Here is a 22,480-nt window from a genome sequence, read left to right as displayed (position 1 = left end):
TCACCCCTTGGCGATTTCACGGGCAAGGGCGCAGAAGCCCTCTAGCGGCACCTGCTCGGCCCGGTCGGTGGGTTTCAGTCCGGCGGCGTGAAGGCGATCTTCGATATCCGGCGCGGCGCCCTTGAGGGCCGAGCGCAGCATCTTGCGACGTTGATTGAACGCCATCGCGACCACGCGGCTGAGCACGGCGGGATCAGCCGGATATCGCGGCTCGGGCAGGGCGGTCAGATGCACCACGCTCGACGAGACCTTTGGCGGCGGTGTGAAAGCCCCCGGCGGCAATTGCATGACGATCCGCGCATCACTGCGCCACTGGGCCAGCACGGCCAGCCGCCCGTATGCTTTGGAGCCGGGCGTCGCGACGATCCGCTCGGCCACTTCGCGTTGGAACATCAGCGTCAGGCTTTCCCAAAACGGCGGCCACTCAGCCGGGGTGAGCCAACGCACCAGCAATTCGGTCCCGACGTTATAGGGCAGGTTGGCGGCCACGCGGATCGGCGGGGTCAGATGGTTCAGCGGGTCGATCTCCAGCGCGTCGCCTTCGATCACCGTCAGGCGACCGGGGTAATGTTCTGCGACCTCGGCCAGCGCGGGCAGGCAGCGGCGGTCCTTCTCGATCGCCAGCACGTGCCGCGCGCCCTCGGCCAGCAGCCCACGGGTGAGGCCACCGGGGCCGGGGCCGATTTCCAGCACGTCGCAATCGGCCATATCCCCCGCTTGCCGCGCGATTTTGGCCGTGAGGTTCAGGTCCAGCAGGAAGTTCTGGCCGAGCGATTTCCGCGCGGCCAGTTCGTGGGTGTTGATCACCTCGCGCAGCGGCGGAAGGTTGTCGATTGCACTCATGTTTTCTGGCCCATCTGCCATGCCAGTTTGATCGCTTCGATCATGCTGGTCGGGTTGGCGCGCCCTTGGCCCGCGATGTCAAAGGCGGTGCCGTGATCGGGGGAGGTGCGCACGAAAGGCAACCCCAGCGTCACATTCACCCCCCGGTCAAAGTCCAACGTCTTGATCGGGATCAGCGCTTGGTCGTGATACATCGCTACTGCCGCGTCATAGCCTGCGCGGGCGCGGGCGTGGAACATCGTATCGGCGGGCAGCGGCCCGGCCAGGGCATAGCCTTCGCCTTGCATTTCGATAATCAGCGGCGCGATCCAGTCGATCTCTTGCTGCCCCATGCTGCCGCCTTCGCCCGCGTGGGGGTTCAGCCCGGCCACAGCAATGCGCGGACGTTCAACGCCGAAACGGCTCTGCAATTCCTGCGCTGTTATCTCGATCGTGCGGCGCAGGCCCGCCGGTGTCAGCGCCCGTGGCACCTGATCGAGCGCGATGTGGATCGTGGCGGGCACGACGCGCAACTGGTCAGAGGCCAGCATCATCACCACGTCGTCGACACCAGCAAGTGCTGCGAGATATTCGGTATGGCCGGGATAGGCGAAATTCGCGCCGTCCTGCAGCGCCTTCTTGTGGATCGGCGCGGTGCAGATGGCACAAGCGGCCCCCGTTTGCACCAGATCGACCGCGCGGGCGATCACGTCAATCACCCCCTGCGCATGGCCGGGCTGCGGTACCCCGGCGAGCGCGGCACTATCAAAAGCGTGAGGCAACACAGGCAGCGCATCGGTGCTCGGTGCACCTACATCATCCGCACTGTCGATCAAACGGTGCGGGACATCCGTGGGCAGGTGGCGCGGGTCGCCGATCCAGAACATCGGGATGTCAGACGAAAGCGCCGCCCAAGCACGGGCGGCGATCTCTGGGCCGATACCTGCGGGTTCACCGCAGGTGATGGCCACCGGCCGGGAGGGGCTGCTCATTGGCGGGTGATACGGGCTTCGGCGCGGGCCTGTTCCAACAGTTGCGTGGCGTAGCCCTCAAGCTTGCGCTGCCGGATTGAGCTTACCACCGCGTCGCGGTTCACATCGGCATTGGCCGCCGTGGTGCGGTTGCACAGCATGAGGAACACCAAGGTCTCCCCATTGGCACGGGTCAGCGTGGTCGAGACTTCGCCGGGGTCGAGTTTGGCCAGTTCGATGGCCACGTCCTGCGGAATCTCTGCCGGTGCCTTTGAACCGCGGTCGAGCACATTGGCAGGCTGGCCCTTGGCAACACCGTAAAGGTCATCACATTGATCTACCTGACCGCGCAGCTGCGCCGCGCGCGACAGGGCGGCCTCGGACCGGCCACCGGGGATGTAATAGGCGGCGTAGTCAATCTCGGAATATTCAACGCTGGGCTTGCCAGTCTCTTCGATGCCGCGCAGCTGGAACAGGGCCACGGCATTGGGGATCGGCAGCGGGGCCGTCACCTCACCGGGGGCAAGCGCCAGCAGGATCGGGCGCAGGCTGGCGGGCAGATTTTCAAGCGGGGTCCAAGGCATCTTGCCGCCGCGCCCGCGTGAGGCGGTGGCGGAATATTGGCTCGCATAGGACGAGAACTCAGCCTCAGTCCGGCTCTGCGCGATCCGCTCGGCCAGCGCATTCACCTGATCGGCGTTTTGCGGCGGGGCGGGGATGATGATCTCGGACAAAAGCACGCGCAGGCCATTGTTGCCCCGGCTGCTGCCAAGGGCGCGGTCGACCTCTTCGTCGGTGATGTCGACACGGCCATTATAGCGCGCGCGGATCAGATCACGCCACGCGGCGCTGATCACGATGAAGTCACGAAAGGTCTCTTCCGAGATCTGCGCCTGACCCAGAACCTTGAGAAATTCTTCGGTCGTCAGATCAGCGCGGCTGGCAAATTCGGACATGCCGGATTGAATGCCCTCTGGCGTGACTTCGAGCCCGGCTTGGTCAAGCACTTGCCCGCGCAGCCGGTCGTCGATCAGACTGTCGATCACGCTGTTGGTATCCGTTCCCGGTGCGCCGATCAGCTGCATGAAACGCTGCCGCTGCTGGACTTCGTAACCGGTGATGACCTCATCGTTGACACGGGCCACGGGCGCAAAAAGGTTCTGCGCCGCTGCGGATTGGCCGACCACCACAGCAAAGGCGAGTGCCGCAGTGCCACGGATCCCGGCACGGACTGTCTGTTTCGTTACTTCCCACATGAGCGTACGTATCTTTCTGTTCCGGTGTTTGCGGCAAAGCCCCTGAGGCCGATGTTAAAACCGATATCCGTTGAGGGCTCAACACTTGTTGAGGATGAATAGCTGCGGTTAACGGAAAGGTCGACCTGCACGCATTCATTGTTGTAGCTCAGGCCAAGACCTGCCGTCGCGGCGCGTTCATCAGCGAGGTCGAACCGCCAATCGGCAGAGGCCTGCCATTGGTTATTGATCGAAAAACTGCCGTCAAAGGTAATCTCTGACACGTTCTCGTCGGGGTCTTCAGCTGCGTCTTCTTGCAACCAAACATAGCTGCCTGCGATTTGGCCGCGTTTAAAATCCCAGACACCGCGCATTTCGGCTTTTGCGACCTCAAAATCATCATCCACCAAGCCGCGACCAATGATCGCCAAGCCGTTATCGCTGCGCAATTGGCCAGCCAGCAGGAAATCTGAACGGGTGCCCTGCAAACCCGAGCTAAAGGTGAAAGCGTCATCTGCATTGGCCCGGATCACATGGCCGAAAGAGAAATCGGCATCGAGCCCGGTAGGGTTGAGACGTGCCCAGTTCAGACCAAAGGCCGCAACCGCACCCCGTTCGCGTCGGTCGGGCCGCGGGAAGCGGCTGAGCGACAAAAGATTGCCTTCGTCATATTCGACCAGCGTGCTTTCTTCGTTGGGGATGTTCAATCGATCGCCACCAGTCCAGCCCAATTGAACAATAGGTTCAAGCTGTTGCACGACGCCACTCACTTCGCGGCGCTGCATGGGGTAGCGCATCGATACAGAGGTGTGCGGTACGAGTTCGTAGTGTCGTTCGGTGTAAAAGGCGTCTTGGGCGATGTTGAACAGACCAAGGCTCGCCCCTGCCTGCAGATCGGTTACCAGTCCGTTGTTAAGGGTAAAGCGCCGCATCCAATCGGCCTCGACGTTGATCCGCGACACATCGCGCCCATCAGCTTCGGCATCGATATCGTCAACGCTGTCGGTGCTTAGGTCAGAAGTCCGACGGTGGCTATGGGCCTCAAGAGATAACTGAACTTCGCCGCCAATCGATGTCGGGAAATATCGTCGTTGATATTCGCCATCCAAAACAAGGTTGGGCAGCAAATCATTATCTTCGCCATCACGCAGCGATTGGTAGTTCAGCAGGCTTGCCCGCACATATTGATCCCGCCGCGCGCGGCTGACGGTCAACTCGCTGGTCAGGCGGTCTTTGTCGGAATAGCCGTAGTCACTGAGGTAGGACCGGTCGCTGGTGACCTCAATCCCGAAGTAAAGTTTATAATCCCGCCGCAGATCGAAGGTGCCGGTGCCAAACAGGTAGCCACGGGTTTCACCCGGCTCCAATTCGTCATCGGTGATCGCGCCGTCAAAGTCGATCCGGCCAGCGACGAAAGCCTGTCGGTAGCGGAATTCAAGCGTGCGGGTTTCGGCGGAAAGATAGGGCGTCAGCGTCAGATCGCGGTGATCGCCAATCTTAATGAAATAGGGCAGTTTCAGCCCCACGCCCAATTGCGAGGTTGAGCGGACAGACGGGGCGAGGAAGCCGGTCGCGCGGTCCAATGTCGGGTCGGGCAGGCGGAGGCGCGGCAGATAGGCGACGGGCACGTTCTTGATGCGGAACTGCGCCTCGTCAAAGTAAAGCTGCTGGGCCAGTTGGTCATGCACCACCCGTTTGGCGCGGATTTGCCAAAGTGGCGTTTCGCCATCTTCGCATACTTTGCAAGAGGTTACGGCGGCTTTGTAAAGTTGACTATAGCGCCCTTCGACACGGTTGATCTGCACGGCAGCCAGTTGCAATTGCTGTTCAAGGATCATCCGCGCGCCGCGCAGCAGCCCTGATTGCAACCCCGCATCGAGGGAGGCCGCATCGGCGAGGATCGTGGTATTCTCCCCCTCCGACAGCACAATCGGTCCTTCGATGCTTAAAGCGCCGGTGGCCTGATTATAGCGGATCGCCGTGGCACGCAGCCGCGTCTCTCCTTGGAAGGCTTCGACGTTTCCCTGCGCAACCAATACCTTGTCACGGGTAATGAATACCTGATCGGCCACCAGAACGGCCGGTCGGTCGGTAGCGGGGGCGGTTTGCGCGCTCATCGTCAGGGGCGCAAAAGTAAGGGCAAGTCCAACAAGGGCCGCGCGCATGTCAGCCATCCTCCGCGTGCAAAAGCAGGCCTAATGCCAGAAAAATCGCGGCCACGGGCGGTGCCCAAGCGGCGAGGGTTACGGGGATTTGGCCGTTTTCGCCAAGGATTTGTGCGAAACTGCGAATGAAATACAAACCGAACCCCAGCAAAATCGAGGCCAGCACAGCAACGCCGGTCCCCCCAAAGCGGGTATGGCGCATGGTGAATGCGCTCGCAACCAGAACCATGGCGACCAGAAAGAAGGGCCGCGCCAGTTCGGCCTGCAACCAGACCTCATGCTGGCGCGTGCTGAAGCCTGCCTGTTCCAATTGTCGGATGAACTCTGGCAACTCGTAGATGGACACGGCAGCCACCCGGCCAATGCTCTCGCGGATGCGCTCAACGGTCAGGGATGAGGGGATGGTCAGGGTCTCATGCTCTTCAGAGGCGCCTTCGGCGTTCACCCCGGCCTCCAGCGGCCAAATCTTGGCGCCGGTCAATTCCCAGTCGCCACCGCTCAGCTGCGCGCTTTCGGCTTCGATCCGACGGATCGGACCTTTCTCGGCGTCATAGCTGATGATCGTCACATTATAGAGAACGGAGGCATCGCTGTTGGTGCGCCACGCGCGAATGACCGATTGGCCTTCTTCCGTGCCCTGACGCAGCCAAAGCCCCTCGTCGCTCACCGACAGGGCCGAGCGACCGTTGGAGCGGTATTTCTGGGTCAGTTGCTCGGCCCGTTCACTGGTCGCGGCGACGATGGGGTTGAGAAAGGCCACCGCCAACGTGCCGATGATCAGCGCCACCACCACCGGTGCCACCAGCGCGCGCAGGGCAGAGCGGCCTGCGGCACGGGTCACCACCAACTCCGAGGATCGCGCAAGACCGATGAAAAGCGCCACCGTGGCAAGGATCATGATCAGCGGCAGGATCATATTGATGGTCTGCGGCATGTGCAGCAGCGTCATCCCCAAGACCTGATCCCAGCCCACATCATCATCGGCAAAGCGCCGGGCCTGATCCACACCATCGACCAGCATCACCAAGGCGGCCAGCACGCCGGTGATGATGAGAAAGCTCATGAAAAAGCGGCGGGCGAAGTAGAGATGGAGGATCATGCGGCCGCCCCTTTGCCACGTAGCCGCCGCCTTATCCAGCGCGGATGTGCCGCCTGCCATAGCATTGCCAGCGTCAGCACGGCCCCGATAAGCGAGGGCAGGTAGGCCAGCGGCCAGAGGGCCGCGGTCTCACGGATTTGCACCACCATCGTGCCCCGCAGCCCGTCAATGGCGATGAGCAGGCCAAAGGCGATCACCGCCTCGCGCCAGACGCCAAAACGGGAAAAGCCGCCAAGGATCAAAGTGGCTAAACCGATCATCGCTGCGACGAGGCAAAACAGCGGTTGCGCAAAACGGCCATGCAGTTCTTCGGCGACGACGCCCGCTGTGGTGTCGGTTTGTGCCGCAACCTCGCCCCAATTCCAAAGCAGATCGGGCGTCACCATGGCGCTGACCGACGGGTCAATCGCATCGCCACTGCTCACCAAGGGAGAAATATCAAAGGAAAAGTCGCGGAATTTGGCCGTGGCCAAACGGTTGCGTTCGGTGTCCAGCCGCTGCGCCATACCGCTGAGCATGATCAGCGTCGTGCTATCGCCATTGCGCGCCAGATAGGCTTCTGCGGCGGTATAGATCACCCCCTCATCGGCCTTGCGCCGATCCGACAGGAAAACATCACGCAGCACACCATCGTTGTCGATGGCCCGGGTGTAGAAGGTCACATCATCGGAAGGGTGCAGAAAAGTCCCCTCCGTCAGCAGCCGCGCGGTGAGATTGCGCGAGATCTCGGCCTCGCGCTGTTTTAACTGACCCTGCGCCATGGGCACCAGAAAATGGCTGAGCACCGTCATCATCACCGCCACACACAGCCCAAAGACAAAGACAGGCCAAGCCAACCGCCACGGGCCGGCGCCTGCGGCCTGCAGCACGGTCAACTCAGATTCGCCCGACATGCGGTTGGTCACATAGACCGAAGCGGCAAAGGTCGCGATGGGCAGGACGGTGACGATGAGCTTGGGCAGGCCAAGGGCCGTGAACTCCAAAAATACCAGCGCAGATTGGCCATCGCCGATCAAACGGTCGAAAAGGACCACCGCACGGTTGATCCAGAACAGCGCCACAAGCACCAGAGCGAAAAAGCCGAACATAACCAGAAGTTGCGACAGCATGTAGCGGTCAATTCTTGCCACTCTGATCCCCCGAGATGCTCTGACGGCCTTTGCGCAGATCCTAAAGCAATTCGCGGGGCGGGAAAACTGCTATCTGGCCATGGGCGGCGCGTCGCGATAGGTCTGGGGCAAAATCAACCATGAGGCACGCCATGACCGATCTGACCCCCATCACTTTCGCCGAGACCAACATCGACCGTATCGCGGGGCATTCCGGTCGGGTCGCGGTGTTTCTTGAGCCTGAAGGGCGGCTCGATGCCGGCGCGCGGCGGGTCAATCGGCTGACCAAAGGCGCCTTGCAGCGGCTCGTGGAAAGCGAGCGTTTCGCGGCGCTGAAGCCCGGTGACATGCTCAGCATGGGCTATCCCGCTGGCATGGCGGCAGAGGCGGTGGATGTGATCCACATGCCGCGCCGGGCCGATGTGATGACCGCGCGCAAAGCCGGGGCCGCGCTGGCCAAGCGCCGGGGCGACAGTGATCTTTTGCTGCTTACCGCCGCGACCCGCCGGGTGGCGGATGTGGCCTTTGGGTTGGCGATGCGGGACTATGGGTTCGAAGATCACAAATCCGCGCCCAAGCCGCGTAAAGGCAGTGTTGAGGTGATGTGCTCCAAACCCGAGGAGGCCCGCGAGGCCGCAGCGCCGTTGATGGCGGTGGCCGAGGGCGCTTTCATGACGCGCGACCTGACCAACGCGCCTGCCAACATCCTGACCACAACCAATTTCGCCGAACGTCTGGCGGAAATGGAGAGCTTGGGCCTTAAAGTTGAAGTGCTGGATGAGGAAGAGCTTGCAAGCCTTGGTATGCGCACGCTTTTGTCTGTAGGGCAGGGGTCTGACAGCCCTTCCAAAGTCGTCGTGATGCGGTGGGATGGCGGCGTAGATGATACGGCCCCGCTGGCGCTGGTTGGCAAGGGCGTGGTCTTTGACACCGGCGGCATCAGCCTCAAACCCGGCGCGGGCATGGAAGACATGACCATGGACATGGGCGGCGCGGGGGTCGTTTCCGGCGTGATGCGCACGCTGGCGCTGCGCAAGGCCAAGGCGAACGTCGTGGGGCTGGTGGGCATCGTCGAAAACATGCCCTCGGGCAATGCGACCCGTCCGGGCGACGTGATTACCACTATGAAGGGCGACACGGTTGAGGTCATCAACACCGACGCCGAGGGGCGTTTGGTGCTTTGCGATGTCATGTGGTACGCGCAGGACCGCTTCAAACCTGCCGCGATGATCGATCTGGCCACGCTGACCGGTGCGGTCATTATCGGGCTGGGCCATGAAAACGCCGGGGTCTTCTCGAACGATGATGGGCTGTGCAACGATTTCCTGAAAGCCGCCGAGAGTGAAGGCGAGGGCGCATGGCGTCTGCCGCTGGGGCAAGGCTATGACGATCAGTTGAAAAGCCGGATCGCCGATATGAAAAACATCGGCGGGCGTCCGGCGGGGTCGATCACGGCGGCACAATTCCTTAAGCGTTTCGTCAAGGATGAGACGCCATGGATCCACCTCGACATCGCCGGGGTTGCCTCGCTGAAGTCCGAGAGCACGCTGGCCCCTGCAGGTGCGACCGGCTGGGGCGTGGCGGCGCTGAACCGACTGGTCGCCGACCGTTTCGAGAAGGGCTGAGCCGGATATGGGGGCGGCTTACTTCTACCACCTGACCCAGCGACCTCTGGTCGAGACGCTGACGATGCTGCTGGAAAAGTCGCTCGCCAACGGGTGGCGCGTGGCCCTGCGCGGGACCGATCATGCGGGGCTGCAAGCGCTTGACCGGGCGCTTTGGACCTATTCGGACGACAGTTTTCTGCCCCATGGCATGGCGGGCGGGCCGCAGGATGCAGAGCAACCGGTGTTGCTAACTTTGGAAGACGGCACGCCCAATCGCGCGGACTGTTTGATGGCGGTGCATGGTGCCGATGTCACCGCCGAAGAGATCGCGTCGCTGCAACGGGTCTGCGTATTGTTCGACGGGCATGACCCCGTGGCGCTGGATCAAGCACGCGGCCTGTGGAAGCGGCTGAAATCCGAAGGCGCGTCGGCGCAATATTGGTCTGAGGAAAGTGGTCGCTGGGAAAAGAAGGCCGAGACCTAAAGGCCAGCGGAGCAGGGGCAGGGCCGCAAGGCCGCCGCCCCTGACTGCTGGTCAGGCCGCTTTGTCGAGGGCGGGTTTCGCGGCAGCCGTGGCTTTGCTTGCGGTGGCCTCTGGCGCATCCGGTTCGACCTTGCTGACGTAGGATTTGGCAGCTTCGACCGCGCTGTTGTTCACCGGTGCGATCGTATCCAGCAAGGCGCGGGTGCGCTGGCTGTCGACGCTGCGCTGTGCGGCCGCACGGGCAAAGGCTTCGTTATCCGCTGTCGTGGCCTTTGGGGCCGTCTCGGTCGGCTTTGCCTGAGCGGTGGCCTGAACCGCTTCGGTCTTGGCCGGGGCTTGCACGGACTGAGGTTTGGACGCCTCTTGGGCTGCCGCGCTGTTTTGCGTGGTCTGCCCTTCGCTGGCGGGTTTTGCTTCTGCCTGCGGGGCTTCGTTCTTGGTTTTCTCAGGCTTTTCAGCCTTTTCCGCCTTGGCGGGTTTGTTGCTTTGTTGGTAGGCAGTTGACCCACCCATAATATTGGTCAGCATAGCAGCACGTTCTCCAAAATTGGGTACAGTTGTGCCTTACAGGTATCTGCCCAAAAGGGCGGAAACCTGTTCAATTCACGGCGAATGCGGCGTCATTTTGCGGCGAGTTTGATTCTTCTTTTCGCATTTCGGGCAAGGTTCTGCCCCAAATCACCGGCTCAAGCGCAGCTCACCGCCGCTGATCTCGATCCGGCCCCAGCGTTGCAGGTATCCCATCCCCAAAAGTGATTGGGACATGACCCCGTCATTCACCACCGCGGGAACATTGCGGTCAACCGCCTCGCCCACCACGACCTCGTCCAGCCGCACGAAAGCGGTGCGCGTCTCGCCATTGGCGGTGCCCGCGCGGCCAAGGTAGTCGAGCCCTTCTGGGTCAATGCCAATCCGCGCTGCGTCGGATTTGGTCAAGACGATATCAGACGCGCCGGTGTCGACGACGAAACGCACCTGAGCACCGTTGATCTGGGCCGTCAGGTAGTAATGCCCATCGCGCCCGCGCGGCAGGACGATCTCACCCTCTTGGTTGACGGAGAGCTGTTGGCGGGCGGTGTCGCGGGTGATGTCTTGCCACAGGCCGACCCCGGCCGCCGCGCCGGTAAAGATCAGCCCCCAGACCGCCGCCTGTTGCAGCGTCTTGTTCATATTGGGGCGGCTTTGCAAAAAGAACCAGCCCGCCAGCATCGCCAGCAAAACGATGAGGTAGATCAGATGTGCTGTATCGATTTCGGCCATGAATGCGCCCCCTTACACCTCATATAGGAAGGGGCCGGGCAAATGTCAGCCGGGCGTGGGGCCGGGGCCAAAACCAAAGGCCGCCAGTCCATCGAGCACGAATTGAACCGAGAGGGCCGCCAGCAACATGCCCAGCAGACGGGTGATGATGTTGATGCCGGTCTTGCCCATCGCCCGCTCTAGCGCGCCGCTGACCTGCATCGTCAACGCCATGACCACCAGCGTCAGCGCGGTGATCACGATAATGGTCAGCAGCCCTTCGCCGCCCGGTTTTTCACCCGTCAGCAGGATCACCGAGGCGATGGAGCCGGGGCCAGCGATCAGCGGAATGGCCATAGGGAAGACCGACGGATCGTCGTGGTCATCCTCATCCGCGCGGTCTTCGCGGCGTTTGGTGCGGCGGTCGAACAGCATGTCGAGCGCGGTGATGAACAAAAGAATGCCGCCCGCCACACGGAAGGCGGGCATTGAGATGCCGATAAAGCCCAGCACCGCCTCGCCAAAGGCGGCAAAGATCAACAGCACCAAGCCCGCCACACCCACCGCGCGCCATGCGATCAGGCGGCGTTGTGCATTGCTCATCCCACGGGTCAAGGCAAGGAAGACCGGCGCGATGGCGATGGGGTCGATCACCACGAACATCGTGACGAGGGCGGTGATCATATAGGCGGTGTCGAGGGTCATAGGTCTTCCTTGGCGCGGGGCTTCTTGCCAGAATGCAGGAGGGCCGCCCCTTAGGCGACCCCCGCGATGTGATAAATTGGGCCTTGCTGGGTCAGGCTGTGGCTTTCTCCAGCTTTTCTTGCGCGCCGACCCAGAGGCTCTCCGCACGCTCCAGCGCTTCCATCACTTCAGCGTATTTCTTGTTCCAGACCTCAAGCTCGCCGGTCTTGGCATCTTCGTAGAGCGCCGGATCGGCCAGTTTCTTGGCCAGCTTGTCGCGCATCTCGTTGATTTTTTCCATGCGTGCTTCGGCCTTGCGGACTTCGCTGCGCAGGGCCAGCACCTCATCGCGGCTGGCGCGTTTGGGTTTGGGGGCTTCTTTGGGCTGTTTCGATGGGTTCTTGCTGACAGGCTTTTCGGGTGTCAGCAGCATCTTGCGATAGGCTTCGAGGTCTTCCTCATAGGGTTTGACCGTGCCGTTCGACACAAGCCAAAGCCGGTCGGCCACCAGCGACAATAGGTGCATGTCGTGGCTGACAAGGATCACCGCGCCTGAGTAGCGCGTCAGCGCCTCGACCAGCGCCTCGCGGCTTTCGATGTCGAGGTGGTTGGTCGGCTCATCGAGGATCAGCAGATGCGGGGCGTGCAGCGTGGCCAGCAGCAGCGAAAGCCGCGCCTTCTGCCCGCCTGACAGTCGGCCCACCTCGGTTTCGGCCTGTTCCGGGCCAAGACCAAAGCCCGCCAATTGCGCGCGCAGTTTCGATTGCATCACACCGGGGCGGGCGGCGATCATATGTTGCAGCGGCGTCTCTTCGACGATCAACTCATCCACTTGGTGCTGGGCAAAGAAGCCCACCCGCAGCTTGGAGGAGTTGACCTGCCGTCCGGCCATCAGCGGCAAACGGTCCGACAAAAGCTTGGCCAGCGTCGATTTACCCTGACCGTTCTTGCCCAGCAGGGCAATGCGGTCGTCTTGGTCGATGCGCAGGTTCAGACGGGTCAGCACCGGGTTGTCATCGCTATAACCGACGGAGCCGTTCTCGATGTTGATGATCGGCGGCGAAAGTTCCTCGGGCTCAGGGAAGGTGAAGACCTTGCGCGCCACATCCTCGGGCGCGGTGATCATATCCATCTTCTCGATCATCTTCAGACGCGACTGCGCCTGTTTCGCCTTGGAGGCTTTGGCTTTGAAGCGATCCACGAAGCTTTGCATGTGATCGCGGCGGGCCTGTTGTTTCTTGGCCATCGCCGCCTGCAACGCGCGTTTCTCGGCGCGCTGGCGGGCGAATTGGTCATAGGGACCCTGATAATACGTCAGCTTGCGGTCTTCGAGGTGCAAGATACCGCCCACGGCGCGGTTCAACAGACCGCGGTCGTGGCTGATGATCAGCACCGTATGCGGGTACTTTGCCAGATAGCTTTCCAGCCACAGCGCACCTTCAAGGTCGAGGTAGTTGGTCGGCTCGTCGAGCAGCAGCAGGTCAGGCTGGGCAAAAAGTACGGCGGCCAGCGCCACGCGCATCCGCCAACCGCCGGAAAAGGCAGAGCAGGGCATCTGTTGTTCTTCGTCGTCAAAGCCCAGACCTTTGAGGATCGACGCGGCGCGGCCTTCGGCGGACCAAGCGTCGATATCGGCCAGACGGGTCTGGATGTCGGCGATGCGGGTCGGGTCTTCGGCGGTTTCGGCCTCTAGCATCAGCCGGGCACGCTCCACATCGGCAGCCAGCACCGTGTCGATCAACGAGGTCTCGGATGAGGGCACTTCCTGCGCCACGCCGCCGATCTTGGCGCGGGACGGCAGAGAGATGTCGCCACTGTCGAGCGACAGCTCGCCACGGATGATCTTGAACAGCGTGGTCTTGCCCGCGCCATTGCGCCCGACGATGCCCACCTTGTGGCCCTCGGGAATCACGGCGGAGGCTTCCTCAAACAGAGGGCGGCCTTCGACGGAGTAGTTGATTTCTGAAATGCGTAACATGCACGCCGTTTGGAGCAAGCCGGGCCGAAGGTCAATCACGGCTTTTCATGTGTTAGACCCCATGCTAGGGAGCGCGCAAATCAACACCCGCTATGGAGTACAGCCAATGGCCCTCGAACGCACTTTCTCGATCATCAAGCCCGACGCAACCCGCCGCAACCTGACCGGCGCCATCGTCAAGAAATTCGAAGACGCTGGCCTGCGCGTTGTCGCACAAAAGCGCATCCACCTGACAAAAGCGCAGGCGGGCGAGTTCTACAAAGTTCACGCCGAGCGTCCCTTTTACGACGAACTGTGCGAATTCATGGCCTCCGCGCCGATCGTTGCTCAGGTTCTCGAAGGTGAAAACGCCATTGCGAAGAACCGCGAAGTCATGGGTGCCACCAACCCTGCGGACGCCGCCGAAGGCACCATCCGCGCAGAATTCGCTGAAAGCGTTGGCGAAAACTCCGTGCACGGTTCCGACGCACCGGAAACCGCAGCGGTTGAGATCGCCTACTTCTTCTCCGGTCTGGAACTGGTCGGCTAAGCCACCGTTCTTCGGACAACGAATGAAAGGGTCGCCTTCGGGTGGCCCTTTTGCGTGTAGGGATCAGTTATTGAGCGTGGGGTGATGCGAGGACATGCGCCCTTCGACGTTGCCCGTGGGCGGCGCTTTGGCGGCTTGGTCTTTCAGATGACGTTCCAGCAGATCGACGTTGCGCAGTTTCGACTTCCACCCGATGTCAAAAAGATCACCCACCAGCGGGACCGAACCGATAACGTAGTCGATCCCGGTGTTGACCAACATCTTTGCCAGCATCCCCTTGGGTGCCCCCATTCGGTGCGATTCTTTAAGGATATAGGCCGAAGGGAGCAGGGCGAGCGTATCGCCCACCACGGGCACGAAACCCAAAATCGAATCCCATCCCATGCGCACGCCGACAACCGGCAATTTAAAAGCGCTGTCCATGGTGACCGCCAGACGGCGCAGACGGGCGAGGTCGGCTTCGTGAGAGGGGGCGTGGGGTTCCATATCTGTCCTTGCGTGTTGCTCTAGGCTGCAAACGCGCGGTCAGGCTGCAAAGTTCCCCAAAGCACCGGCCCCATCCGGCGCGTCGCGGGGCCTGCTCAAAGGCTGGCGTAATCGGTAATCAACGGTGTGGGACGCTGCGGTGGCTGGGCCGAGGTGCCCTTGGGCGTCTGCTCGGGCTTCGGTTTTTGCGGTTGCGGCGTTCTGTCAAGTCGGGCCATCGGGTAGCTCCTTTGCTGCTCGCTGGGGTTTGATGTCTCTCACCCTCGCAACCAGCTTGGGCGCGGTTCAGGTCCATAAAGGGGCCGAATTGCGCCCAGATTGAGGCATTTGTTGCGATTTTGCGACGGAATCCGCGGTTTTCCCCTATGAGGTGAGGGCGAAATGCGCCTCTGCGTGCAAGACGCCCCGCGGGGCAACGCGGCCCCGGTCTGTCAAATCGACCAAATGCGCCAGCACGTTTCGCGTGGCGGCCCCCAAAAGCGCGGCGGGGGTCTCGGTATAGATCACGCGGGCGAGGTCCTCAGCCGTGGCAGGCCCGGCGTTCAGCGCCTTAAGGATCGACGCCTCCCGCGCGCGGCGGTGCGCCACCAACCAGTCGAGCCGCGCGTTGGGGTCGCTGACCGGCGCGCCGTGGCCGGGGTAGAACACCCGCCAATTCCGCGCGCCCAGCTTTTCGCAAGAGGCCATGAAATCGGTCAGGTCCCCATCGGGTGGAGAGACCAGAGAGGTGGCCCAGCCCATGACGTGATCCGCCGTGAGACAGGCATCCCCCCATGCGAGGCAGAGGTGATTGCCGATATGACCCGGCGTGTGCAGCACCTCCAGCGCCCAGCTTTCCCCCTCCAGTACGTCACCGTCGGCCAAGGTATGATCGGGGATAAATTCGTGATCCACACCTTCTCCACCGCCCATCAGCCCCGCCTCGGCCAATCCCTGCATTACTGGGGACCGGCCCGCCGTGGCGTTGCCAAAAGCCCAGACCTCGGCCCCGGTCCGCGCGGCCAAGGGACGCGCGAGTGGGGAATGGTCGAGATGCGTATGGGTCACAATGATATGGCTGATCCGCTGGCCCGGCTGGAGCGCGGCGAGGATCGCTTTAAGATGCGCAGGGCTGTCGGGGCCGGGGTCGATCACGGCAACCTCGGACTGGCCCAGAAGATAGGTATTTGTGCCGCGATAGGTCATCGGCGAGGGGTTGGGCGCCACGATACGGCGCAGCCCGGGCTCCAAGGTTTCGGCAAGGCCACTCTCGGGGTCGAAGTTGTCGGGCGGCAGCATGGTTTCACCTTTCGCTGGGGCAGGGGGCTGGCTAAGGTCTAGCCATGAATTTTGCCTGGCTCAAACGATATGTGCCGCGCGGCATCTACGGACGCGCCGCGCTGATCCTGCTGTTACCAGTCGTGTTTTTGCAGTTGGTCGTTGTGGTGATCTTTGCCCAGCGACATTTCGAAGGCGTCACCGGTCAGATGACCGACACGGTCCTGCGCGAGTTGGAACTGGTCATGCTGGCGGTCGGCACCGCACCCGATGCCCAATCGGTGCCCATGGCGGTAGAGGCGCGGGCGGGGCCGCTCGATTTCGTGGTGACCCGGGCCAATCGTCCGCTGCCGGATGAAGACAGCATGCTGTGGTACGATTATTCGGGCCGCATCCTCATCCCCCGGCTGCGCAGCAAGATGGACGGGATCGCAGCGGTGGACCTTAGCGATGACGATTTTGTCGTGCTCTATATCGAGAGTGTGCATGGCCCGTTGCGCATCCAGTTTGAACGGCGGCGGATCTCGGCCTCCAACCCGCACCAGCTTTTCGTTTACACGGTGTTTTTCGGCGTGCTTTTGAGTGTTATCGCGTCGATCTACCTGCGCAATCAATTGCGCCCGATCAAACGCTTGGCCCGTGCCGCCGAAGCCTTTGGCCGGGGCCGGCATGAACCCTACACCCCTACTGGCGCTGTCGAAGTGCGCGCGGCGGGCAACGCCTTTGTCGACATGCGCGCACGGATTGAACGGCAGATTGAGCAGCGCACGCTGATGCTCTCGGGGGTCAGCCACGATTTGCGCACCCCGCTGACCCGGATGCGCCTTGGCCTGTCGATGATCGACGAAGAGGATGCGGCCCCGCTGCTGGCCGATGTGGATGATATGCAGCGGATGCTGGATGAGTTTCTAAACTTCGCTAAGGGTGCCGCCGAGGGTGAGCCGGAGAAGGTGGAGCCGCATGGATTTGTACGCGCAATTGTCGAAGATGCGCAGCGCGGGGGGCGTCAAGTCACGCTTTTACCGCCCGAAGGCACGGGCGAGGGCATGGTAAAACTGCGCAAGGTGGCAATGCGCCGGGCGGTGGATAACCTGATCTCCAACGCCGTGCGCTATGGCTCGCAGGCCGAAGTCTCGGTCATGCTGAGCGACCGCACCCTGCGTATCCGTGTCGAAGACGACGGCCCCGGCATCCCGGAAGAGCGGCGCGACGAGGCAACGCGGCCGTTCTCGCGGCTTGATCCTGCGCGCAATCAAGACAAGGGCGGCGGCGTTGGGCTGGGCCTTGCCATCGCTTCAGACATTGCGCGCGCCCATGGCGGGGTGCTGCGGCTGGGAGAATCGGCGCGGCTCGGCGGGCTGCGTGCAGATATTGTCATCGCGCGGTGACCCCGCGGCAGGATTGTGCCGCCCGCGCGGCTTTGCCACAGTGAGCCGACCTTAGAACGGAGCGCAGCCATGACCCCCTAAGACATGATCAAAGCCCATCTCGATGCGGCAGTGCCCTTCGCGGCCTATGTTGGAGTGAGATTGCTCAAGATCGGTGACGGCACTGCCAGCGCCGAACTGGTGCAGCGGCATGAGACCTCTAACCACATCGGCACCCAGCACGCAGGCGCGATGTTCACCTTGGGCGAAGCGGCCTCGGGTGCTGCCATGGCAGGGGCGATTGCGCCGGTGATTATGGACATGCGCCCCGTCGCGGCCATGGGGCAAATCACCTTTAAAAAGATCGCCGAAGGCACGCTGACGGCCCACGCCGAAACCTCGCGCCCCGGTGCCGAGTTGCTGACCGCCTTGCAAGAAGACGGAAAAGTCGCCTTTGACGTGGCGGTCGACATCCAGAATGAGGCGGGCGAGACGGTCGTTGAGATGCAGGTGAACTGGCATGTCAGCGCCAAACGCTGAGGTTTGTGCGAAAAGCGGGGGCGGAATGGTAGGCCCGGCAGGACTTGAACCCGCAACCAAAGCGTTATGAGCGCTCTGCTCTAACCAATTGAGCTACAGGCCCGCCATGGGCGTTTGGGTATGACGCCGCAGTCCGAGCGTCAAGACATTAGCTGCACCAAATGATTGCAGTGACCCGCACAATACTCTAACTCCGCGCGCAAGGGAAAATGCGCGCCGGGGGCCATGACCATGACAAAATCCGACAACGGAATCACCTATGCCGAAGCAGGCGTGGATATTGACGCAGGCAACGCGCTTGTAGAGCGGATCAAACCGGCGGCGAAATCCACCGCGCGGCCCGGCGTCATGTCCGGCCTTGGCGGCTTTGGCGCGCTGTTCGACCTCAAAGGCGCAGGTTTCACCGACCCGGTGCTGGTTGCGGCGACGGATGGCGTTGGCACCAAGCTGCGCATCGCGATTGATACCGGCAACGTCGACAGCATCGGCATTGATCTGGTGGCCATGTGCGTCAACGATCTGGTCTGCCAAGGCGCCGAGCCGCTTTTCTTCCTCGACTATTTCGCGACCGGCAAGCTGGAACTCGACAGTGCCGCGCGGATCATCGAAGGCATCGCCAAGGGCTGCGCCGATTCCGGTTGTGCCTTGATCGGCGGCGAGACCGCTGAAATGCCGGGTATGTATCACGCGGGCGATTTCGACCTCGCCGGTTTTTCCGTCGGCGCGATGGAGCGCGGGACCGAGCTGCCGCGCGATGTGAAAGAGGGCGACGTGCTCTTGGGCCTGCCCAGCGACGGGGTGCATTCCAACGGCTATAGCCTCGTGCGCAAGATCGTTGCGCGCAGCGGTCTGGGCTGGGGCGACGATTGCCCATGGGGCGAAGGTGATCTGGGCAGTGCGCTGCTGACGCCGACCAAGCTCTACGTCAAAGGCGCCGTGGCGGCCCTGCGCGCCGATGCCGTGTCGGCGCTGGCGCATATCACGGGCGGTGGCCTCACCGAAAACCTGCCGCGCGTATTGCCCGTCGGGTTGGCGGCTGAGATTGACCTGAACGCATGGGACCTGCCGCCGGTCTTCAAATGGCTGGCCGCCGAGGGGGGCATGGCCGAGGCCGAGATGCTCAAGACTTTCAACGCTGGCATTGGCATGGTTGCCGTCGTCTCTGCCGATAAGGTCGACGCGGCCAAGGCCGCTTTTGCCGAGGATGGCCACGCTGCCATCGAAATCGGGCGTATCACCACCGGCAATGGCGTCACCTATTCCGGCGCGCTGCTTTGACCAAGCGGGTTGCGATTTTCGTCTCGGGCGGCGGCTCTAACATGCGGGCGCTGGTCGAGGATATGACTGGCGACCATGCAGGCCGCCCCTGTTTGGTGCTGTCCAACAACGCAGACGCGGGCGGAATCGCTTGGGCGCAGGGGCAGGGGATCGCGACCGAAGTGGTCGATCACCGCCCCTTCGGCAAGGATCGCCCCGCGTTTGAGGCGGCCTTGAGCGCCGCACTTGAGGCCCATGCGCCGGACATTATTTGCCTTGCCGGCTTCATGCGCAAATTGACCGAAGGGTTTACCGATGCTTGGGCCGGGCGGATGATCAACATCCACCCCTCGCTACTGCCAAAATACCGCGGGCTGCACACCCATGCCCGCGCGCTTGAGGCGGGCGATACCGAACATGGCTGCACCGTGCATGAAGTCACTGCGGCTTTGGATGATGGTCCGATCCTCGGCCAAGCGCGCATTCCGGTTCTGCCGGGCGACACGGCAGAGACCTTGGCCCAGCGGGTGCTGGTGCAAGAACATCGCCTTTACCCCGCCGTGCTGCGCCGTTTCGCCGCCGGTGAGCGTCAGCCAGTCATGCTCACGGGCTGACGCTGGTCAAAGCTTCCCTTGTGATGTACCTCTTTGACAAAGCCCGATGACCGGGCGTGCAACTTGTCAAAGAGCATTTATGAAAACCATCACCACGACAGCCGACCTCGCGCAATTCTGTGAAGAAGCTGCGCGCCATGATTACGTGACCGTCGACACGGAATTCCTGCGTGAGCGGACCTATTATTCCAAGCTCTGCCTCGTCCAACTTGCCATGCCCGGCACCGACGACAGCAACGCCGTGCTGGTCGATCCCTTGGCCGAGGGTATCTCGCTTGAGCCGCTTTACGATCTGTTCCGCGACACATCGGTGGTCAAAGTGTTCCACGCGGCACGGCAGGATCTTGAAATCTTCTACGTCGATGCCAAGGTCTTTCCCGAACCGCTGTTCGACACGCAGGTGGCCGCGATGGTCTGCGGCTTTGGCGAACAGGTGGGCTATGAGACCTTGGTGCGCAAGATCGCGCATGAGTCGCTGGACAAGACCTCGCGCTTTACCGATTGGTCCCGCCGTCCGTTGACCGACGCACAGAAGACCTATGCGCTGGCCGACGTAACCCATCTGCGGCAGATTTACGAATTTCTGGCGCGCAAGCTTGAACAGACCGGCCGCGCCCGTTGGGTGGCCGAGGAGCTTGAGACGCTGCTCAGCCCCGATACCTATGTGACCCAGCCGCAGGATGCGTGGAAGCGGGTCAAGACCCGGACCAATTCGCCGAAGTTTCTGGCGATCGTCCGCGAATTGGCCGCCTTTCGTGAGGATTACGCCCGGACCCGCAATATCCCGCGCAATCGCGTGTTCAAGGATGACGCACTGGTCGAATTGGCGAGCCTCAAACCCTCTAACGGCGAAGAGCTGAACCGCGCCCGTCTGCTGCTGCGCGAGGCCCGCAAGGGGGAAATCGCCGAAGGCATTTTGAAAGCCGTGGCCGCAGGCGTGGCTTGCAAAGCCGCCGACATGCCGCAACCCGACCGCAAGCGCGACAAGCTGCAGGTGAACCCGGCGCTGGCCGATCTGCTGCGGGTTTTGCTCAAGGCCAAGACCGAAAGCGCAGGCGTCGCGGCCAAGCTCATCGCCTCGGCCAGTGATCTGGATATGTTGTCGGCGGGAGAGCGCGACGTGCAGGCCCTGCGCGGCTGGCGGCATGAGGTCTTTGGCGCCGATGCGCTGCTGCTCTGCGAGGGCAAGATTGCTTTGGCCGCCGATGGGACGGATGTGAAAGCAGTCAAAGTCTGAAACGAAAAGAGCCGCCCGATTGGGGCGGCTCTTTCTTATGGTGCGTGGCTTGGCCGCTTAGCGGCGAGAGACCAGCGCATTCATCTGCCCTTCGACGCGAATTTCGCGCACCCCGGCCAGCATTTGATCTGTCAGACGACGGCCCGCGATCACCTCACGGGTGGGGCGGCTGCCCTGCGGGGTCGGCTTGTCAGGGCGTACCCCTTCCAAACGGTAAGTCAGAACACCGTCGACAGGCGTCTCATCAATCGTCGCTGGGGTTAACTGCACTGCATAGATACCCTGCCGCGCGGCAAGGCCCGTGGCGCGCAGAATCGCACCACCCGGCACAGGCTCAATCGTCAGGTCGGTGATCTGCTCGAAAGGGCGCCCCTCATAAGTGTCGACCTCAACCGCGCGCCGGGCGAACAGCCCGCTGCGCTGTGGAATCAACGGGTTGTTGCTCTCTTCCGGCGCGGACGGGGCCGAACGCGCGGGGCCGAACCAATTCAGCGGGTTGATGCGGCTGTCACGGACCGTGCCACAGGCGGATACCAAAAGGGTCGAGGCCAAAAGAGCGAGGAGTGTCTTGCGCATGGGTTCCGCCGTTAAGTTAACTTGTCTTGTGCTACCCCATCACGCCAGCCATGGGAAGGGGGTGGACCTTTGCGCATCGGCATCCTACCTGTCAGGCAATGGAATTCACCCAAAGAGAGTGCACAGATGGCCACGCCTGCCTTTGAAGAACTGGTCGAGGATTTCGAGTTTCTGGACGATTGGGAAGACCGCTACCGCCATGTGATCGACCTTGGTAAAGCGATGGACCCGCTGCCCGAGCCGCTGCGCGTGCCGGCGACCAAGGTCGACGGCTGCGCCTCTCAGGTCTGGCTCCATGCACAGTTTGACGGCGGCAAGCTGCATTTTGACGGCGCAAGCGATGCGATGATCGTGTCTGGGCTGATCGCGGTATTGCGCAAGCTTTACAACGGTTTGACGCCAGTCGAAGTGGGCGCTGTCGATGCCAAGGCGGAACTTGCGCGGCTGGGATTGAATGACCACCTCTCGGCGCAACGCTCCAACGGGTTGCGCGCGATGATCGAGCGCGTGCGCGAGACGGCCGCTCAGGAAGCCTGACGGTTAAAGATCGCGTAAAGCGGTCTGCAAATCCCCATAGCCCGTGAAGCGCCGCTCGAACGCAAGGCCGAGCCGCGCGGCGCAGTCCTGCGCCTTTTCGGTCAGCGTCGGGTCGTCCGTCTGCGCCTGATAGACCAGTTTCTCGTAATTGCCGAAATACATGTCGCGCAGCTCTGGGTGCCGGTCGAGTCCCATTGGCTTGATGATGAAAGCCTCAAACTGCCGCACCAGAAAATCGGTGAGGTAGAAGGTGGTGATCTCATCTTCCGAGGTTTTGGCGAAACTCTCGTTGCCCTGAAAAAAGCTGTAGCAATGTGGCCCTGCGACCATCTGCACGCCCATCTCTTCGCAGGCCCGCTCCAGCCCGCCGCCCGTCCCGCAATCGGCGTAGACGACAAAGAAATCGTCATAGTCCGCGCGGTGTTTGGCGACCGTGTCGCGCACCGCTTGGGTGATCTTTTCCGGGTAGAGGTGATATTTCGCGGGCAGGCAGGTGAGATCCAGATGGCTCCAGCCGTTCGCGGCCTTCAGATCCAAAATCTCACGGGCCAGCGCACCACAGGCGATCAGCAAGATACGGCCCGCGCGGGTGGGCGCGAGCCCCTCTTGGGTGAGGGTCCGATCATCTGGCAGATTGCTGTAGCTCATGACGTCACCATCGCATGTCATCGACGCCAACGCAAAGCG

The 22,480-nt window shown here is 62.1% G+C and carries 24 protein-coding genes and 1 tRNA gene; 9 read left to right on the top strand and 16 right to left on the bottom strand.

What is annotated here, in order from left to right:
* The 6 genes from rsmA to lptF are packed head-to-tail and all read right to left on the bottom strand — an operon-like array spanning window position 1 to window position 7,422.
* On the bottom strand, window positions 1-843 hold the full coding sequence (rsmA, locus tag T8A63_RS09405) for a 16S rRNA (adenine(1518)-N(6)/adenine(1519)-N(6))-dimethyltransferase RsmA (protein ID WP_322343611.1): 843 nt from the start codon (window positions 841-843) through the stop codon (window positions 1-3).
* Window positions 840-1,814, bottom strand: a complete 975-nt coding sequence (gene pdxA, locus T8A63_RS09400; RefSeq protein WP_322343610.1) for a 4-hydroxythreonine-4-phosphate dehydrogenase PdxA — start codon at window positions 1,812-1,814, stop codon at window positions 840-842. Before pdxA ends, rsmA begins: the two co-directional genes overlap by 4 nt.
* Complete coding sequence (locus T8A63_RS09395) at window positions 1,811-3,049, bottom strand: peptidylprolyl isomerase (protein WP_067629037.1); 1,239 nt, start codon at window positions 3,047-3,049, stop codon at window positions 1,811-1,813. Before T8A63_RS09395 ends, pdxA begins: the two co-directional genes overlap by 4 nt.
* Window positions 3,037-5,193 (bottom strand): LPS-assembly protein LptD, encoded by a 2,157-nt coding sequence (locus tag T8A63_RS09390; RefSeq protein WP_322343609.1) that lies wholly within the window; start codon window positions 5,191-5,193, stop codon window positions 3,037-3,039. Before T8A63_RS09390 ends, T8A63_RS09395 begins: the two co-directional genes overlap by 13 nt.
* 1 nt (window position 5,194) lies before the next feature.
* Window positions 5,195-6,292 (bottom strand): LPS export ABC transporter permease LptG, encoded by a 1,098-nt coding sequence (lptG, locus tag T8A63_RS09385; RefSeq protein WP_322343608.1) that lies wholly within the window; start codon window positions 6,290-6,292, stop codon window positions 5,195-5,197.
* Window positions 6,289-7,422 carry an LPS export ABC transporter permease LptF gene (gene lptF / locus T8A63_RS09380; RefSeq protein ID WP_322343607.1) on the bottom strand — a complete coding sequence of 378 codons (1,134 nt, stop codon included), beginning with the start codon at window positions 7,420-7,422 and terminating at the stop codon, window positions 6,289-6,291. The genes lptG and lptF overlap by 4 nt, the downstream gene beginning before the upstream one ends.
* Before the next feature lie 131 nt (window positions 7,423-7,553).
* On the opposite strand from lptF, the gene T8A63_RS09375 reads away from it, so the two are divergent.
* Both T8A63_RS09375 and T8A63_RS09370 read left to right on the top strand, forming a co-directional pair.
* On the top strand, window positions 7,554-9,026 hold the full coding sequence (locus T8A63_RS09375; RefSeq protein ID WP_322343606.1) for a leucyl aminopeptidase: 1,473 nt from the start codon (window positions 7,554-7,556) through the stop codon (window positions 9,024-9,026).
* A 7-nt stretch (window positions 9,027-9,033) separates the two neighbouring features.
* On the top strand, window positions 9,034-9,492 hold the full coding sequence (locus T8A63_RS09370; protein ID WP_120351029.1) for a DNA polymerase III subunit chi: 459 nt from the start codon (window positions 9,034-9,036) through the stop codon (window positions 9,490-9,492).
* Between the two features lie 51 nt (window positions 9,493-9,543).
* Here the strand turns inward: T8A63_RS09370 and T8A63_RS09365 are convergent, their stop codons facing one another.
* The 4 genes from T8A63_RS09365 to T8A63_RS09350 all read right to left on the bottom strand — a co-directional run bounded on the left by T8A63_RS09365 (window position 9,544) and on the right by T8A63_RS09350 (window position 13,393).
* Window positions 9,544-10,020 carry a hypothetical protein gene (locus T8A63_RS09365; protein ID WP_067938504.1) on the bottom strand — a complete coding sequence of 159 codons (477 nt, stop codon included), beginning with the start codon at window positions 10,018-10,020 and terminating at the stop codon, window positions 9,544-9,546.
* Window positions 10,021-10,170: 150 nt separating this feature from the next.
* Window positions 10,171-10,752: a retropepsin-like aspartic protease family protein gene (locus T8A63_RS09360; protein WP_067629051.1), complete on the bottom strand. Its 582-nt coding sequence runs from the start codon at window positions 10,750-10,752 to the stop codon at window positions 10,171-10,173.
* Between the two features lie 45 nt (window positions 10,753-10,797).
* The gene (locus T8A63_RS09355) at window positions 10,798-11,436 is read right to left on the bottom strand and encodes a MarC family protein (RefSeq protein ID WP_067629053.1); all 639 of its coding nucleotides are present in this window, start codon (window positions 11,434-11,436) and stop codon (window positions 10,798-10,800) included.
* 91 nt (window positions 11,437-11,527) lie between these two features.
* On the bottom strand, window positions 11,528-13,393 hold the full coding sequence (locus T8A63_RS09350; RefSeq protein ID WP_067629091.1) for an ABC-F family ATP-binding cassette domain-containing protein: 1,866 nt from the start codon (window positions 13,391-13,393) through the stop codon (window positions 11,528-11,530).
* A 106-nt stretch (window positions 13,394-13,499) separates the two neighbouring features.
* Between T8A63_RS09350 and ndk the strand changes: the two genes are divergently transcribed.
* Window positions 13,500-13,922, top strand: coding sequence for a nucleoside-diphosphate kinase (ndk, locus tag T8A63_RS09345; RefSeq protein ID WP_067266630.1), 423 nt, complete (start codon window positions 13,500-13,502; stop codon window positions 13,920-13,922).
* Between the two features lie 63 nt (window positions 13,923-13,985).
* On the opposite strand, the gene T8A63_RS09340 is transcribed toward ndk, so the two are convergent.
* The 3 genes from T8A63_RS09340 to T8A63_RS09330 all read right to left on the bottom strand — a co-directional run bounded on the left by T8A63_RS09340 (window position 13,986) and on the right by T8A63_RS09330 (window position 15,686).
* The gene (locus T8A63_RS09340; RefSeq protein ID WP_322343605.1) at window positions 13,986-14,408 is read right to left on the bottom strand and encodes a DUF4112 domain-containing protein; all 423 of its coding nucleotides are present in this window, start codon (window positions 14,406-14,408) and stop codon (window positions 13,986-13,988) included.
* Between the two features lie 95 nt (window positions 14,409-14,503).
* Window positions 14,504-14,626 carry a hypothetical protein gene (locus T8A63_RS09335; protein ID WP_259980958.1) on the bottom strand — a complete coding sequence of 41 codons (123 nt, stop codon included), beginning with the start codon at window positions 14,624-14,626 and terminating at the stop codon, window positions 14,504-14,506.
* Between the two features lie 145 nt (window positions 14,627-14,771).
* Window positions 14,772-15,686 (bottom strand): MBL fold metallo-hydrolase, encoded by a 915-nt coding sequence (locus T8A63_RS09330; protein ID WP_322343604.1) that lies wholly within the window; start codon window positions 15,684-15,686, stop codon window positions 14,772-14,774.
* A 44-nt stretch (window positions 15,687-15,730) separates the two neighbouring features.
* On the opposite strand from T8A63_RS09330, the gene T8A63_RS09325 reads away from it, so the two are divergent.
* Both T8A63_RS09325 and T8A63_RS09320 read left to right on the top strand, forming a co-directional pair.
* A complete protein-coding gene (locus T8A63_RS09325) occupies window positions 15,731-17,053 on the top strand; it encodes an ATP-binding protein (protein ID WP_322343603.1) in 1,323 nt (440 codons plus the stop codon).
* Between the two features lie 84 nt (window positions 17,054-17,137).
* A complete protein-coding gene (locus T8A63_RS09320; RefSeq protein ID WP_322343602.1) occupies window positions 17,138-17,572 on the top strand; it encodes a DUF4442 domain-containing protein in 435 nt (144 codons plus the stop codon).
* A 26-nt stretch (window positions 17,573-17,598) separates the two neighbouring features.
* Here T8A63_RS09320 and T8A63_RS09315 read toward each other — a convergent pair.
* Window positions 17,599-17,675, bottom strand: a tRNA-Ile gene (locus T8A63_RS09315).
* Window positions 17,676-17,803: 128 nt separating this feature from the next.
* Here T8A63_RS09315 and purM point away from each other — a divergent pair.
* The 3 genes from purM (at window position 17,804) to rnd (ending at window position 20,680) form a co-directional block, all read left to right on the top strand.
* Complete coding sequence (purM, locus tag T8A63_RS09310) at window positions 17,804-18,850, top strand: phosphoribosylformylglycinamidine cyclo-ligase (protein ID WP_322343601.1); 1,047 nt, start codon at window positions 17,804-17,806, stop codon at window positions 18,848-18,850.
* The gene (gene purN, locus T8A63_RS09305; RefSeq protein WP_322343600.1) at window positions 18,847-19,443 is read left to right on the top strand and encodes a phosphoribosylglycinamide formyltransferase; all 597 of its coding nucleotides are present in this window, start codon (window positions 18,847-18,849) and stop codon (window positions 19,441-19,443) included. Before purM ends, purN begins: the two co-directional genes overlap by 4 nt.
* Before the next feature lie 79 nt (window positions 19,444-19,522).
* Complete coding sequence (gene rnd, locus T8A63_RS09300; protein ID WP_322343599.1) at window positions 19,523-20,680, top strand: ribonuclease D; 1,158 nt, start codon at window positions 19,523-19,525, stop codon at window positions 20,678-20,680.
* A gap of 57 nt (window positions 20,681-20,737) precedes the next feature.
* Here the strand turns inward: rnd and T8A63_RS09295 are convergent, their stop codons facing one another.
* Entirely contained in the window at window positions 20,738-21,256 is a 519-nt protein-coding gene (locus tag T8A63_RS09295; RefSeq protein ID WP_067629067.1) for a hypothetical protein, read from the bottom strand.
* 126 nt (window positions 21,257-21,382) lie between these two features.
* On the opposite strand from T8A63_RS09295, the gene T8A63_RS09290 reads away from it, so the two are divergent.
* Window positions 21,383-21,793 (top strand): SufE family protein, encoded by a 411-nt coding sequence (locus T8A63_RS09290; protein ID WP_067629069.1) that lies wholly within the window; start codon window positions 21,383-21,385, stop codon window positions 21,791-21,793.
* Window positions 21,794-21,796: 3 nt separating this feature from the next.
* On the opposite strand, the gene T8A63_RS09285 is transcribed toward T8A63_RS09290, so the two are convergent.
* Complete coding sequence (locus T8A63_RS09285) at window positions 21,797-22,441, bottom strand: DUF1638 domain-containing protein (RefSeq protein ID WP_322343598.1); 645 nt, start codon at window positions 22,439-22,441, stop codon at window positions 21,797-21,799.
* Window positions 22,442-22,480 lie beyond the last annotated feature (39 nt).

The sequence above is a fragment of the Sulfitobacter sp. OXR-159 genome (genome assembly GCF_034377145.1).
Lineage (GTDB): Bacteria > Pseudomonadota > Alphaproteobacteria > Rhodobacterales > Rhodobacteraceae > Sulfitobacter.
The sequence above is the reverse complement of the archived record's forward strand: the minus strand, read 5'-3'. Positions and strand labels throughout refer to the sequence as shown.